13 protein-coding genes are annotated in these 14,089 nt (G+C 68.4%); 9 read left to right on the top strand and 4 right to left on the bottom strand.

The features are described 5' to 3' along the window. The first annotated feature begins 14 nt into the window (after window positions 1-14). The 9 genes from WIX39_RS29485 (at window position 15) to WIX39_RS29445 (ending at window position 10,056) form a co-directional block, all read left to right on the top strand. A complete protein-coding gene (locus WIX39_RS29485) occupies window positions 15-1,589 on the top strand; it encodes an AMP-binding protein (protein WP_409196682.1) in 1,575 nt (524 codons plus the stop codon). After that, on the top strand, window positions 1,576-3,219 hold the full coding sequence (locus WIX39_RS29480; RefSeq protein ID WP_409196681.1) for a long-chain-fatty-acid--CoA ligase: 1,644 nt from the start codon (window positions 1,576-1,578) through the stop codon (window positions 3,217-3,219). The genes WIX39_RS29485 and WIX39_RS29480 overlap by 14 nt, the downstream gene beginning before the upstream one ends. A gap of 57 nt (window positions 3,220-3,276) precedes the next feature. Continuing rightward, window positions 3,277-4,050: an SDR family NAD(P)-dependent oxidoreductase gene (locus WIX39_RS29475; protein ID WP_409196680.1), complete on the top strand. Its 774-nt coding sequence runs from the start codon at window positions 3,277-3,279 to the stop codon at window positions 4,048-4,050. A gap of 10 nt (window positions 4,051-4,060) precedes the next feature. Beyond that, window positions 4,061-5,029 carry an NAD(P)H-dependent flavin oxidoreductase gene (locus WIX39_RS29470; RefSeq protein WP_409196679.1) on the top strand — a complete coding sequence of 323 codons (969 nt, stop codon included), beginning with the start codon at window positions 4,061-4,063 and terminating at the stop codon, window positions 5,027-5,029. Between the two features lie 121 nt (window positions 5,030-5,150). After that, window positions 5,151-6,188 (top strand): DUF7064 domain-containing protein, encoded by a 1,038-nt coding sequence (locus tag WIX39_RS29465; protein WP_409196678.1) that lies wholly within the window; start codon window positions 5,151-5,153, stop codon window positions 6,186-6,188. Next, window positions 6,185-6,979, top strand: a complete 795-nt coding sequence (locus WIX39_RS29460) for an enoyl-CoA hydratase/isomerase family protein (RefSeq protein WP_409196677.1) — start codon at window positions 6,185-6,187, stop codon at window positions 6,977-6,979. Before WIX39_RS29465 ends, WIX39_RS29460 begins: the two co-directional genes overlap by 4 nt. Window positions 6,980-7,018: 39 nt before the next feature. Further along, a complete protein-coding gene (locus tag WIX39_RS29455) occupies window positions 7,019-7,897 on the top strand; it encodes a MaoC family dehydratase (RefSeq protein ID WP_409196676.1) in 879 nt (292 codons plus the stop codon). Further along, a complete protein-coding gene (locus WIX39_RS29450; protein WP_409196675.1) occupies window positions 7,894-8,862 on the top strand; it encodes an NADPH:quinone oxidoreductase family protein in 969 nt (322 codons plus the stop codon). The genes WIX39_RS29455 and WIX39_RS29450 overlap by 4 nt, the downstream gene beginning before the upstream one ends. A 57-nt stretch (window positions 8,863-8,919) precedes the next feature. Then, window positions 8,920-10,056: an acyl-CoA dehydrogenase family protein gene (locus WIX39_RS29445; RefSeq protein ID WP_409196674.1), complete on the top strand. Its 1,137-nt coding sequence runs from the start codon at window positions 8,920-8,922 to the stop codon at window positions 10,054-10,056. 50 nt (window positions 10,057-10,106) lie between these two features. Here WIX39_RS29445 and WIX39_RS29440 read toward each other — a convergent pair whose 3' ends face one another. From WIX39_RS29440 to WIX39_RS29425, 4 genes are read right to left on the bottom strand one after another with little or no spacing between them, the layout of a single operon-like run. Continuing rightward, window positions 10,107-11,246, bottom strand: a complete 1,140-nt coding sequence (locus WIX39_RS29440; RefSeq protein ID WP_409196673.1) for an acyl-CoA dehydrogenase family protein — start codon at window positions 11,244-11,246, stop codon at window positions 10,107-10,109. Beyond that, the gene (locus WIX39_RS29435) at window positions 11,243-11,566 is read right to left on the bottom strand and encodes a DUF6285 domain-containing protein (protein ID WP_409196672.1); all 324 of its coding nucleotides are present in this window, start codon (window positions 11,564-11,566) and stop codon (window positions 11,243-11,245) included. Before WIX39_RS29435 ends, WIX39_RS29440 begins: the two co-directional genes overlap by 4 nt. Window positions 11,567-11,573: 7 nt before the next feature. Beyond that, window positions 11,574-12,581: a phosphotransferase family protein gene (locus WIX39_RS29430; RefSeq protein WP_409196671.1), complete on the bottom strand. Its 1,008-nt coding sequence runs from the start codon at window positions 12,579-12,581 to the stop codon at window positions 11,574-11,576. A gap of 1 nt (window position 12,582) precedes the next feature. After that, window positions 12,583-14,013, bottom strand: coding sequence for an acyl-CoA synthetase (locus tag WIX39_RS29425; RefSeq protein WP_409196670.1), 1,431 nt, complete (start codon window positions 14,011-14,013; stop codon window positions 12,583-12,585). Window positions 14,014-14,089: the final 76 nt, after the last annotated feature.

The following is a 14,089-nucleotide window of genomic DNA, read 5'->3' as shown; positions in this document are numbered from 1 at the left end:
AAACGCGTTCAGCGATGAACCAGAACCTCTACGCGCAGTTCGAGCAGCGCTTTCCGCACGACGACGGCGCCCCCGCCATGGTGTTGCCGGGCGGGCGCCTCTACACCTACGGCCACTTGAAGAGCGAAAGCGCGCGCTACGCGCGGCTTCTCACGTCGCTGGGCGCGCAGCCCGGCGACCGCATCGCGGTGCAGGTGGAAAAGTCGGCGTCGGCCGTCTTCCTGTACCTGGGCGCGCTGCGCGCCGGTTGCGTCTTCGTGCCGATGAATCCCGCCTACCAAAGCGGTGAACTGGCCCACTTGCTGAGGGACGCGCGGCCGCATGTGTTCGTGGTCCGGCCGCAGGCCGCGGCCCAGGGGCGCGTGCTGGCCGCGGCGGCCGGCGTGCTCCATGTACTTGAACTGGGCGATGACGGGGAAGGCGAAATTGCGCAGGCGGCGGCCCGGCAGGTGCCGCGCTCGGCCATCGCGCAGCGCAGCGCTGACGACCTGGCGGCAATCCTGTACACGTCCGGCACGACGGGGCGGCCCAAAGGCGCCATGCTGACACACCGCAACCTGGGCGTGGGCGTGAGCACGCTGCATCGGTTCTGGGCGTTCGAGCCCGGCGACGTGCTGCTGCACATCCTGCCGATCTATCACTTTCACGGCCTGTTCGTTGCGTTGCACTGTGCGTTGTGGAACGGCAGCGCGACGCGGTTCGAGCCGCGATTCGATGCCGCGCGCGCCGTCGCGCTGCTCTCGTCGAGCACCGTGTGCATGGGCGTGCCGACGCATTACGTCCGCATGCTCGGCGAACCCGGGCTCGACGTCGCCGCATGCCGCGGCATGCGGCTGTTCGTCTCGGGCTCGGCGCCCTTGCTGGCGGACACCTTCAACGCGTTCCGGCGACGCAGCGGCCACGCCATCCTCGAGCGCTACGGCATGACGGAGGGCGGCATGTTCGCGTCCAACCCCTACCTCGGGGAGCGCCGCTGCGGCACGGTGGGCCGTGCGCTGCCCGGTGTATCGCTGCGCGTGGTCGATGCCGGGGGCGCGCCGGCGGCGCCGGGAGAGACGGGGCAGATCCAGGTGAGGGGCGCCAACGTCTTCGCAGGTTACTGGCGGCTGCCGGAGAAGACCTCCGAAGAGCACACGGCCGACGGCTTCTTCAAGACCGGCGACCTGGGCCGGTTGAGCGAAGACGGCTACCTCACCATCGTGGGGCGCGACAAGGACCTCGTCATTTCGGGCGGACTCAACGTCTACCCCAAGGAAATCGAGGAGGTCATCGACGCGTTGCCGGGCGTGCGAGAGTCGGCCGTCATCGGGCTGGCGCATCCGGACTTCGGCGAAGCGGTGGTTGCCGTGGTGGTGCGCGACACGTCGATCGACTGCACCGCGGTCCCGCAGGCCGCGGACGTTGTCGGTGCGGTGAAGGCCAGCCTGGCGGCGTTCAAGGTGCCCAAGACCGTTCATTTCGTCGAGGAACTGCCCCGCAACGCGATGGGCAAGGTGCAGAAGAACCTGCTGCGCGAACGCTTTTCTCCCGGCCCGGGTGCGAGTGCAGCAAAGAACACCAGAAAGAAGAGACAACATGACCCCGCATGAGCTCAGCACGTGGCCGCACAGCTTGCCGCGCGACATCGATATCCCACCCACCAACCTGTGTGCAAACCTCCTGGTGTCGGCCATGCGCTACCCCGACAGGGCCGTGCTGGTCGACGACTTCGGCAGCCTCGGCTACGCCGAGCTGGTCGATCAGGTCGAGTGCATCGCAGCCTTCCTGCAGAACGAACTGGGTGTGCAGCGCGGCGACCGGGTGCTGATCTACCTGCAGAACGGACGCGGCTGGATCGCGGCCTTCTTCGCCATCCTGCGCATCAATGCGGTCGTGGTGCCGGTGAATCCGATGAACAGGCGCGACGAGCTGCCGCACTACCTCAGCGACACGGGCGCTGTGGCTGCCTTCTGCAGCGCAGACAACGTGGCGGAACTGCTTGCCGCGCCTGCGGCCCAGCAACTGCGCCGCGTGATCGTGGTGGGCAACCCGGGGCCGGCCGAGATGCAGCCCGAATCCGCGCAAGGTCCGTCGCGCACGACCGGCCTGCGCCGCGTGCTCGCCGCGGCCTCCGGCGAGTTGCAGCCGCTGGAGCATCTGCCGGACGCGCTGGCCCTCATTCTCTACAGCTCGGGCTCCACCGGTGCGCCCAAGGGCTGCATGCACACCCACCGCACGCTCATGGCCAGCACCGTGATCGTCGCGCACTGGATGGGGCTTGTGCCGCACTCGGTCCAGCTGGTGGCGCTGCCTTACTTCCACATCACGGGCATGCAGAACCTGATGAACGCGCCCATCTACGGCGGCGGCACGCTGGTGCTGATGAAGCGCTGGAACCGCGACGAAGCTGCGGAGCTCATCGCGCGCCACCGCGTGAGCCATTGGACGGCGATGCCGACGATGGTGATCGACTTTCTCTCAAGCCCGCGCCTGGCGGAATACGACCTGAGCTCCGTGCGGCGCATCGGCGGCGGCGGAGCAGGCATGCCCGAGGCCGTGGGCGAACGCCTGAAGGCGCTGACGGGGCTGGACTTCCTGGAAGGCTACGGCCTCTCGGAAACCGCGCACGTGTCGGGCAATCCGCCTGCCGCGTTCAAGCGGCAGTGCCTGGGCGTGCCGCTGTTCAACACGGACCTGCGCATCGTCGACCCCGACACGCTGGCCGAGCTGCCGCCCGGCGAGGTGGGTGAGATCGTGATGGCGGGGCCGCAGGTGTTCGTCGGCTACTGGCGCAACGAGGAGGCCACGCGCACCGCCACGCTGGAGATGGACGGCAAGCGCTTCGTGCGCAGCGGCGACCTGGGCCGGCGCGACGAGCAGGGCTACTTCTTCATCGTCGACCGCCTCAAGCGCATGGTCAACGCGTCTGGCTACAAGGTCTGGCCGGCGGAGGTGGAGGCGATGCTTCACGAGCACCCGGCCATCGCCGAGGCATGCGTGATCGCGGCCGTCGACGCCTATCGCGGGGAGACGGTGAAGGCGGTGGTCGTGCTGCGCGATGCGCAGGCCGGCTTGCGAGAGGCCGACATCATCGAGTGGGCCCGCAACAAGATGGCCGCCTACAAGTACCCGCGCCTGGTCGAGTTCGTCGCGGAACTGCCGAAGTCGCCTACCGGAAAGATCGCCTGGCGCCAGCTGCAGGACGCCGAGCGCGCGAAAACCCTGCGTGCCGCGGCTTGATGCCGGCGCCCAATCCAAATATTATTGGTTCAACCAAAACGAAGCAACAGGATTTCCATGCAGAATCTAGTCACTCTCGAAGGCCGCACGATCGTCGTCACCGGCGCGGGGCAGGGCATTGGCAAGGCCATTGCTGAGCTGGTCGTCGACCTGGGCGGCAACGTGGTTGCCGTCGACCTGAATCCCGATACGCTCAAGTCCGCGATGGCCGAGCTTCCTTCGGCGCGCGTGCAGCAGGTGGTCGGCAGCGTCACCGACGCGGCGCTGGCGGCCAGCGCGATCGAGGAAGCGGTGGCCCGCTTCGGCGGCGTGCACGGCCTGGTCAACAACGCGGGCATCACACGCCCCGCCATGATCGAGAAGATGACGGCCCAGCAGTGGCAGGACGTGATCGATGTGCACCTGACCGGCACCTTCTTCTGGCTCCAGGCCGTGGGCCGCCACATGGTGTCGCGGGCCAAGAGCGGAGACACCAGCGGCGGCGCCATCGTCAACATTTCCTCGGATGCGGGCCGCAAGGGCTCCATCGGCCAGGTCAACTACGCAGCCGCCAAGGCCGGCATGCTCGGCGTCACCATGACGGCGGCGCGCGAATGGGGAAAGTACAACATCCGCACCAACTCGATCTGCTTCGGCGTGGTCGAGACGCCAATGACCGAGGTGGTGCGCGGCGAGAAATTCCGTGACGGCATGCTGGCGCAGATTCCGCTGGGTCGCTGGTCGACGCCGCAGGAAGTGGTGAAGACGGTGTGCTTCCTGATGTCCGATGCCGCCTCGTACATCACCGGGCAGCACCTGGGGGTGAACGGCGGCTTCCACATCAGCCTGTAGGCGCCCGACCGTGAAGACGCGCCTCACCGAACTGCTCGGTATCCGCTATCCGATCGTGCAGGGCGGCATGCAGTGGGTCGGCCGCGCCGAGATGGCCTCGGCCGTATCGAACGCTGGCGGCTTGGGCATGCTCACGGCGCTCACGCAGCCCACGCCCGAGGACCTGGCGCGCGAAATAGAGCGCTGCCGCGGCATGACGGACAAGCCTTTCGGCGTGAACGTGACCATGCTGCGCAGCGTGAACCCGCCTCCCTACGAGCGCATCTTCGCCACCATCGTCGAGAGCGGCGTGAAGGTCGTCGAGACCGCAGGCAACGTGCCCGCCGAGGTGGTCGCCCTGCTCAAGCGCAGCGGCATCGCCGTGCTGCACAAGTGCACCTCGGTGCGCCACGCGGTGGCCGCGGAGAAGCGCGGCGTGGATGTCATCAGCATCGACGGCTTCGAATGTGCCGGCCATCCGGGCGAGGACGATGTGCCGGGGCTGGTGCTGATCCCGGCCGCCACGCGTGCGCTCGAAATTCCCGTCATCGCCTCGGGCGGCATTGCCGATGGACGCGGCATGGCTGCCGCGCTGGTGCTGGGCGCCGAGGGCGTGAACATGGGCACGCGCTTCGTCTGCACGCAGGAGGCGCCTGTGCACGACGCCATCAAGCAGGCGCTGGTGAATGGCAGCGAGCGCGACACGCGTCTGATTTTCCGCAGCATGGGCAACACCGCGCGCGTTTTCGCGAACGCGGTTGCGAACGAGGTCATCGCCAGCGAGCGGCGCCCCGGCGGCTGCGCCTTCGAAGACGTTCGCGCGCTGGTGTCCGGCGCGCGCGGCAAGGCTGCGCTCGAATCCGGCGAGGTGGACGCCGGTCCCGTCTGGGCTGGCCAGGTGATCGGATTGATCGACGACGTGCCGACGTGCGCAGCGTTGCTGGAGCGCATGGTGGCCGAGTGCCGCCAGCAACTGGCACGCGCGGCTGCATTCTTCTAGGGCCGCCGACTCGCATGCGAGATCTTGGCACCGAAGCGCTCGCAGGCTTTATCCGCGCGCACGGCCGATGTTCACAGGGGCGGTGCCGTGCCCGGATGCATTTCGCTCCAAGGACCAGACCATGTTCATGCCCCCCGACAGCAGACTGCATCTCGATCCGCAGGACGAGTACACCCACGCGCCCGAAGCGGCCGGCAACTACAACGAGAGCATGTACTTCAACGCCTTCGACACGGCGCGAGGCATCGGCGCGTGGATGCGCCTGGGCAACCGGCCCAACGAAGGCCATGCCGAGATGACATGCTGCGTGTACCTGCCCGACGGACGCGTCGGCTTCATGTACGGGCGCCCGCCCATCTCCCACAACGAGGCCATGGACGCGGGCGGCCTGCGCTTCGAGGTGCTGGAGCCCTTCAAGCGCCTGCGCGTGAGTTACGAGGGCGAGCTGCTGATCATGGACGACCCGCATGCCATGGCCGACCCCGGCAGTGCTTTCAAAAGATATCCAAAGCGGTCCGCCACCATCTCGCTCGACTACGAGGGCATCTCGCCGATGCACGGTGGGGAAATCGTGGCGCTCGACGGCAGCCGGCTCGAGCTCCATCCCGAGCACTCGGTCTACCGCGGCCATACCGAGCAGAACATGGCGGTGCGCGGCCACATCACCGTGGACGGCGTGCGCCACGAGATCGACGGCTTCGGGTACCGCGACAAGTCGTGGGGGCCGCGCCACTGGCACAGCTTCTATTGGTACAAGTGGCTCCCCGTCACATTCGATCGCGACTTCGGCGTGCTGCTGTCCGTCAAGGGATGCAAGGGCGGCCTGCCCAACAACGTGAGCGGCAACGTGCTGCGCAACGGCCGCTACGAACCGGTGCTCGAAGGCCGCATCGCGACCGTCTACGACGACAAGTACTACCCGGTGCGCTTCACCGCGCTGGTTCGCACAGCGGAGCGCAGCTACACGCTCGAAGGCGAGGTCGGCGCGCTGGTGCCGCTGCGCCACAAGAGCGCCGGCGGGGAGCCGGGCGCCTACACCCGCATCACCGAAGGCATCACCACCTACCTGTGCGAGGGACGCACCGCGCTGGGCATGTCGGAGTATTGCGACGTGATGGTCAATGGCACGCCGATCTCGGTGCTGGAGGAGCCTGCATGAACACGCTGGTCTACGCCCTGGAAGACGGCGTCGCGACGCTGACGCTGAACCGGCCCGAATCGAAGAACGCGATCAGCCCCGAGATGGCCGACGAATTGGGCGAGCTGCTGGCACGCATTCGCGCGGACGAAGCGGTGCGTGTGCTCGTCGTCACGGGTGCGGCCGGCGCCTTCTGCGCCGGTGGCGACGTCAAGGCGATGGGCGAGGGCGGCCCGCGCACGCCCGAACAGCGGCGTGCCGGCATGGCGCGCTACACGCGCATCTGCACCGAGCTGATGGCGCTCGACCGGCCGGTGATCGCGGCGGTCGACGGCGTGGCCTTCGGCGCGGGTTTCAGCATCGCGCTGATGTGCGACATCGTGCTGCTGAGCGATCGCGCGCGGCTGTGCATGGTGTTCCAGCGCATCGGCCTGGTGCCGGACATGGGGGCCTACTACACGCTGCCGCGCGTGGTGGGCCTGCAGCGTGCGAAGGAGCTGATTTTCTCCGCGCGGGAGATCGACGCGGCCGAGGCGCGGCAGCTGGGCATCGCGATGGAGGTGCTGCCCGCCGAGAACCTGATGCCGCGCGCACTTGCCATTGCGCGCAGCTTTGCCGGGGCCTCGCCCGTGGCCATGAGCGTCTCCAAGCGGGCGCTCCAAAGCTCGCTCGGCAGCGACCTGCCGACCATGCTGGAGATCGAAGCCGCGGGCCAGGCGCTGGCTTCCAACAGCGAGTACGCCAAGGAAGCGGTGCGCCGCTTTGCCTCGCGCGAGCCCGCCCAGTTCCGCTGGCCGGCGGCAGGCTCGTGAACATCACATCGCTCCACACTGAAACACAAGGAACAGCAGATGCTCGACTATCGCAAGGCACGTGACTGGCACTCAGGCGACGTGCAGCACGTGTACACCCCCAAGGACACGATGCTCTACGCGCTGGGGCTCGGCCTGGGCGCCGACCCGCTCGACGAGAGGCAGCTGCGCTTCGTCTACGAAAAGGAACTGGTGGCGCTGCCGACCATGGCTGCCGTGCTGGCCTCGCCAGGTTTCTGGATGCGCGAGCGCAAGGAGATCGGCATCGACTTCATGAAGCTCGTGCACGGCGAGCAGTCGGTGCGCCTGCATGCGCCGCTGCCGCCGTCAGGCACTGTGGTCGGGCGCACGCGCGTGACTCGGGTGGTCGACAAGGGCGAAGGCAAGGGTGCGATCCTGCATGTGGAAAAGGAACTCGTCGGTGCCGCGCAACAGCCGCTGGCCACGGTCGAGAGCGTCTACTTCCTGCGCGGCGACGGCGGCTTCTCCAGTGCGGACGGCCAGGCCGACGAGCCCGCGCCCGCTGCGGCAGCCATGCCCGAGTCGGCGCCCGAACTCGTGCTCGACCTGCCCACGCGCGCTGACCAGGCCTTGCTCTACCGCCTGTCGGGCGACATCAACCCGCTGCATGCCGAGCCTGCCTTCGCGGCCAAGGCCGGTTTTGCACGGCCCATTCTTCACGGGCTTGCGACCTGGGGCATCGCCGGGCGCGGCTTGATCGCCGCGTTCGCGGATTTCGACGCGACGCGCCTGTCGGCCATGCGCGCGCGGCTGTCGGCACCGGTCTATCCCGGCGAAACCATCCGTCTGGAAGGCTGGCGCGACGGCGGCGAGATCGCCTTCCGCGCGCGTGTGGTGGAGCGCGATGTGCTGGTACTCACGAACGGCCGGGCCCAACTGCGAGGCACGTCGCGTTGAGAGCCTGGCTGGTCGAAGAACTGAGCGATCCGGGCCGGATGCGGCTGGCCGAGCTGCCGGTGCCCACGCCGGCGCACGACCAGTACCTGGTGAAAGTGGAAGCAGCGGGCCTCAATTTTCTGGACACGCTTGCCATCAAGGGCCGGTACCAGACCAAGCCGGCCCTGCCGTTCACGCCCGGCGTGGAGGTGGTAGGCACCATCGTCAGCGGCGAAGGTGCCGGCACGCGCGTGGCCTGCGCCACGCCGGCGGGCATGTTCGGCGGCTTCGCTGAATATGCGCTGGTGCCGCGTGCCGAGGCGATGCCCGTCGCGTCCGACGTGGCGCCCGGTGCCGCCCTGGCGCTGCGCGGCAACTACCCGACCTCGCTCTACGCCCTGCGGCATGCCGCGCGCCTGCGAGCAGGGGAAACCTTGCTGGTGCATGCCGGCGCCGGCGGTGTCGGCAGCGCGGCTGTGCAACTCGGCAAGCTGATGGGCGCGCGCGTGATCGCCACCGCGGGGCGTGCCGCCAAGCGCGACGCCTGCCTGGCGCTCGGCGCGGACGCGACCATCGACTACACCGACGCGAGGTGGGTCGACGAGGTGCGCAAGCTTGCACCGCAGGGTGTGGACGTGATCTACGACCCGGTCGGCGGCGACATCGGCGCGCAAAGCGTGCGCTGCCTGGCCTTTGGCGCGCGGCTGCTGGTGATCGGCTTCGCCAGCGGCGCGTTGACGCCGTTGCCCGCCAACCGCCTGCTGCTGGCCAATGCCTCGGCCGTCGGTGTGTTGTGGGGCGAGGTGCGCAAGCGCGAACCGGCGCTGGCGCGGCAACTGGGCGAAGAGATCCAGGGCTGGTACCTGTCGGGGCGGATTCGGCCGCTCGAGGCCTCGGTGTTCGACTTCGAGGATGCGCCGGCGGCGCTCGCGGCGCTGGAACGGCGGCAGACCTCGGGAAAGGCGATTCTTCTGTTGCGCCGCTGAGGCGTGCGTTCCCCCCGCGCCTGCGTCATAATCAATGGTTCTACCAAAGGAGATATCATGGATTTTGACCTGCCCCCCGAAGCGGAAGAAATGCGCGTGGCCACGCGTGACGCCGTCGATGCGTTGCTCAAGCTCGAAACGCGCTACCAGGAAACCGGCGAAGTGCCCGAGCAGGTGGAGGCCACGCTGCGCGAGATGGGCTTCTACGGCATGTCGATTCCCGAGGCCTATGGCGGCATGCCTGTCGACCACCTCACCAGCGTGGCGGTGCAGCTGGAGCTGGCGCGGCTGCCGCCGCAGTTCTGGCCCTTCGTGCGCTCCGCGCTCGGGCCTGGCGTGCACATCATCGTGGACCATGGCTCGGAAGCGATCAAGAAGAAGTGGCTGCCCGAGATTGCATCGGGACGTTCGCGCAACTGCATTGCCATCACCGAGCCGCACGCCGGCTCCGACGCCGCGAAGATGACGACCACGGCGCGCCGCGACGGCGACCACTACGTGCTCGACGGCGTGAAGACCTTCATCTCGAACGCCAACCATGCGCATTCGATCACCGTGCTCGCCTCCACCGACCGTTCGGCCGGCAAGAAGGGCATTTCGGCCTTTCTGCTGGACACGACCACGCCCGGCTTCAAGGTCACGCGGACCATGCCCACCATGGGCTGGATGGACGACAGCCTGTGCGAAATTTCTTTTACCGACTGCCGCGTTCCGGTGGAGAACCTGCTGGGCGAAGAGGGGCGCGGTCTTTCGTACGCGATGTCTGGGCTCAACGAAGGCCGGCTGAATGTCGGTTGCCAGGCGCTCGGGCCGGCCCAGATTGCGCTCGACGAAACCATCGAGCATGCCAAGACGCGTGTCACCTTCGGCCAGGCGCTGGGTGAGCACCAGGCCATTCAGCACATGATCGCCGACATGGCCATGGATCTGCATGCGGCGCGCATGGTGCTGTTCGAGGCCGTGTGGCGCGCCGCGCGCGGCGAAGACGCACGCATGAAGGCGTCGATGGTGAAGGTGATCTGCACCGAGGCCGCATGCCGCATCGCCGACAAGGCGCTGCAGATCTTCGGCGGCTCGGGCTATTGCCGCGGCACCATCGTGGAGCGGGTATACCGCGACCTGCGCGTGCTTCGCATCTATGAGGGCGCGTCGGAAATCCACCGCAACATGATCGCCAGGCAGCTGCTCGCCTGAACGTGGCGCCGTCCGTGCCCGGCGCGCTGCCGGGCGCGGGCCTCAGGCCGTCAACGCATCAGCTCGCGTGCGATCACCACGCGCTGGATCTGGTTCGTGCCCTCGAAGATCTGGTTGAGCTTGGCGTCGCGCATCATCTTTTCCACGGGGTAGTCCTTCACGTAGCCGTAGCCGCCGAAGACCTGCACCGCGTCGGTGGTCACCTTCATGGCCACGTCGCTCGCGAAGCATTTGGCCATGCTCGCGAACTTGGGCAACTGGTTCCAGTCGCCGATGTCGGCGAGCCGCGCGGTTTCGTACACCAGGCAGCGCGCGGCCTCGATCTGCATGGCCATGTCGGCCAGCATGAACTGGATGCCCTGGAACTCGATGATCGCCCGCTTGAACTGCTTGCGCTGTTTGGCGTAGCCCAGCGCCGCATCGAGCGCGCCCTGGGCCAGGCCGACCGACGCGGCGGCGATGGCAGGGCGATTGAGGTCCAGCGCGCGCATGGCCGAGCGGAAGCCCTTGCCTTCCTCGCCCAGGCGGTTTTCCGCCGGCACGCGCACGTTGTCCAGGTACACCGGCACGTTGATCGTGCCCTTCATTCCCATCTTGCGTTCGTTGCGGCCGAAGGTGAGGCCCTTGCTGTTCTTCACGTCCACGATGAAGGGGCTGATATCGTCGGCGCCGCCGCGCTCACCGGTCTTGGCGAACACCAGGATGTAGTCGGCGCGGCTGCCGAAGGTGCACCACTGCTTCTGCCCGGTGAGCACGTAGCTCTCGCCGTCGCGCACGGCGCGCGTGCGCATGCCGCCGACGTCGCTGCCGCAGTCGGGCTCCGAGATGGCGATGGCGGTCACGGTGCGGCCTTCGGCCAGCAGCGGCAGAAAGCGCTGCTTCTGATCCTCGGTGCCGAAGTGCATGATCGGCAGCGCGAACATGGTGTTCATGCCCGCCATGAGCGCGCACGACTCCGACACGCGTGAGATTTCTTCCCGCGCGATGCACACCATCGTCAGGTTCGCGCCCGGGCCGCCGTATTCCTCCGGCACCCAGAGCTGCAGCAGGCCCATGTCGCCGTAGACCGGAATCAGCTCCTCGGGAAAGCGGTCGTTCTCGTCGATCTCCGCGGCGATGGGCGCGACGTGGCGCTCGACCATGCGGCGCACGCCGTCGCGGAATGAAATCTGTTCTTCGGTGAAGTTCATGCAGGTCTTTCGGTATGTGGCCACTTCGGGTTGTTGATGGCGAGCGCCTCGCCCAGGCCTTGGCGCAGCTGCGCGGCCAGGTCGGCGTCGATGGGTATCTCGCCTGCGCGGATGGCGTCGGCCAGCTCGCGGCTCACGGCCGTGGAGGCTTCATCGTGCGGCTGACCGAGGCGCAGTTCGCGCTCCACGATGCGCAGCACGTTCACCGTCACGCGCGCCTGGAAGCGGTGATAGCCGTCCAGCGTGGGCAGCAGTTCGTCTTCGAGGTAGCGGGCGGCGGCCAGCAGCAGGGTGCCGGCGGGAGGTACGGAGTTCGGCATGGTGGGGTCAGGCCTCGATGAGTTGGAAGAAGTCCCACAGCGGCTCTTCCATGCGCCGGCCGACCGCGCACAGTTCCAGGCTTGCGGGGCTGCCGTCGGCTCGCACCGAAAGCCCGCGCCGCACGCAGCCGATGGCCCACTTGAGGTTGGAAAAGGCCTCCCAGAAGCGCACGCGCAGCGGGTCCGCCGGCTTGCCGCTCGCGCGCTCGTAGGCCGCGTACAGGTCTTCGCGCGCCCCGAAACCGCCCGCCTCGCCCGCGCCGCCGAAGCGCCAGGTGCGCATGCACAGCACGCCCAGGTCCTGCATCGGGTCGCCGACCCGGGCGATCTCCCAGTCGAGCACGCAGCGGATGCCTTCGCTGCCGACGATCAGGTTGCCCGTGCGAAAGTCGGAATGCACGAGTGCGTCGGGCCAATCGACCGGCAGGTTCTTGCGCACCCATTGCACCGCGTACTCGAGCGCCGGATGGCTGAAGCCCGTGCGCGCCAGCAGGCCGGCGTACACCTCGAGCTCCCGCGCGGGCGAGAGCCGCTGCAGAAAGGGAAGCTCGGCGACCGGCATCGAGTGGATCGCCGCGAGGATGGTCCCGGCCTGGGCGGCCATCGCGCGACGGGCCCCGGCATAGGCCGGGTCGGACACGAGCTTTCGGCCCAGCGTCTCGCCCTCGACGCGTTCGGTAACGTAGCCGCGCTCGAGGCCGTCGTGCACGTCGAGCACGGCGAGCACCGCGGGTGCCGGCACGCCGTGTGCGCGCGCCGCGATCATCACGCGCGCGTCTTCGGCCGCGTCGAGCTTGGGCGCAGCGAGGCCGGGGGATGCCGATGCCGACGCGGTCATTGTGGGCATCTGCTGCAGGATCATCGGGCGGCGCCCGTCAGCCGTGAGCAGGTCGAACGACCAGGTCGTCTTGGTCGCGCCGCCGGTGAGCCGGCGCAATTCCTCGACGCTGCCATGCAGGCCCGCATGGCGCTGGAGCGCGAGGGTGAGGCGGCGCGCGATGTGCGGGGCGTCCACGTCAGATCTTCCGGCCCGCGGCCTGCCAGAACGGGTCGCGCAGCCGGCGCTTGAAGATCTTGCCGCTGTCCTCTCGCGGCAGCGCGGCATGGAAGTCGAAGCGGCGCGGCACCTTGTACCTGGCGATGCGGTCCTCCAGAAAGGCGCGCAGCGCATCGGCGTCGGGCGCGGTGCCGGGCATCGGCTCGACGGCCGCGGCCAGCGATTCGCCCATTTCCTCGTCGGGTATGCCGAAGACGGCGCAGTCGCGCACGAGCGGACACTGCAGCAACACGGCCTCGATCTCGGCCGGATAAATGTTCACGCCGGCCGAAATCACCATGTCGGAGCGGCGGTCGCACAGGTAGAGGTGGTCGTCCTTCACGTAGCCGACGTCGCCGCAGCTGATGAGGCCGTCGCGCTCCACCTCTTTCCGCTTCTCGGGATGGTTGTGGTACGTGAAGTCGGCATAGGCCGGCACGCGCACGAAGATCTCGCCGACCTCGCCGGGCGCCACCGGCTGGCCGTCTTCTCCGTAGAGCACCATGCGCGCATCGGGGTTGAGCCGGCCCACGCTGCCGGGGAAGGCGAGCCAGTCTTCGGGCGTGCTGAGCGTGGCGGTGCCGACCTCGGTGCCGCCGTAGGTCTCGTAGACCACCGGGCCCCACCAGTCCATGAGGGCGCGCTTGGTCTCGGCCGAGCAGGGCGCGCCGGTGTGCGTCACCCACTTCAGGGAACTCACGTCGTAGCGCTCGCGCACGTCTTCGGGCAGCTTGAGCATGCGCACGAACATGGTGGGCACGGCCACCATGTGGCTGATGCGGTGCCGCTCGATGGCGGCGAGCACGGCCTCGGCGTCGAACCGGGTCTGCATCACCAGCAGGTCGCAGATCGGCAAGGCCTGGCGTGCGTAGGCGTTGGGCGAGGAGTGGTACAGCGGGCCGCCGATGAGCGCACGCACGCCCGGCTGCAGGCCGTAAACGCGGCGCATCAGTTGCACGTAGGCGGCAGCCTGCTCCGGCGTGGCCGCGTCGCGTTTCACGCCCTTGGCCCGGCCGGTGGTGCCCGAGGTGTAGATCATGGTCGCGCGGCTGCGCCGCGGCGGGCCGTCCCATGGCGCGAAGGCTCCGAGCCAGGCGTTCCATTCCGCCGCATCGGCCGGCACTTGCGTCGCGGCTTCGGCCGGCGAGAAGGCGCGGACCGCCTCGGGCGGCGTGGGCACGGTGATGACCACGGTGCCAGCGGGAAGGTGTTCGCGCACCGGCGCGAGAAGGTCGGCATGCCCGACCAGCACCTTCGGCGCCACATCGTTCAGTATGTAGAGCACCTCTTCGGGTTTGCCGTGCCAGTTGATGGGCACCGCGTAGGCGCCGAGCGCGGCGGCCGCCTGCTGCGCTTCGAAGAAGGCGAAGTCGTTGCGCAGCAGCAGCGCGATGGCATCGCCTTCTCGCACGCGCCCGCCGTATCGAAGCCGCGCGCGGCGCGCAGCGCGCGCTGCATCAGGGCGTCGCGCGCCATGCTGCGCTGGT

The sequence above is a fragment of the Variovorax sp. AB1(2024) genome (genome assembly GCF_037482385.2).
In the GTDB taxonomy this organism is placed as follows: Bacteria; Pseudomonadota; Gammaproteobacteria; order Burkholderiales; family Burkholderiaceae_C; genus Variovorax.
Note: the sequence above shows the minus strand (reverse complement) of the source record. Positions and strands in the feature narration are given on the sequence as shown.

Coding starts and splice junctions, on each gene's coding strand:
- WIX39_RS29440 (WP_409196673.1), bottom strand. CDS start 11,246: ATGAACTTCACCGAAGAACAGATTTCATTCCGCGACGGCGTGCGCCGC.
- WIX39_RS29480 (WP_409196681.1), top strand. CDS start 1,576: ATGACCCCGCATGAGCTCAGCACGTGGCCGCACAGCTTGCCGCGCGAC.
- WIX39_RS29455 (WP_409196676.1), top strand. CDS start 7,019: ATGCTCGACTATCGCAAGGCACGTGACTGGCACTCAGGCGACGTGCAG.
- WIX39_RS29445 (WP_409196674.1), top strand. CDS start 8,920: ATGGATTTTGACCTGCCCCCCGAAGCGGAAGAAATGCGCGTGGCCACG.
- WIX39_RS29475 (WP_409196680.1), top strand. CDS start 3,277: ATGCAGAATCTAGTCACTCTCGAAGGCCGCACGATCGTCGTCACCGGC.
- WIX39_RS29460 (WP_409196677.1), top strand. CDS start 6,185: ATGAACACGCTGGTCTACGCCCTGGAAGACGGCGTCGCGACGCTGACG.
- WIX39_RS29435 (WP_409196672.1), bottom strand. CDS start 11,566: ATGCCGAACTCCGTACCTCCCGCCGGCACCCTGCTGCTGGCCGCCGCC.
- WIX39_RS29485 (WP_409196682.1), top strand. CDS start 15: ATGAACCAGAACCTCTACGCGCAGTTCGAGCAGCGCTTTCCGCACGAC.
- WIX39_RS29465 (WP_409196678.1), top strand. CDS start 5,151: ATGTTCATGCCCCCCGACAGCAGACTGCATCTCGATCCGCAGGACGAG.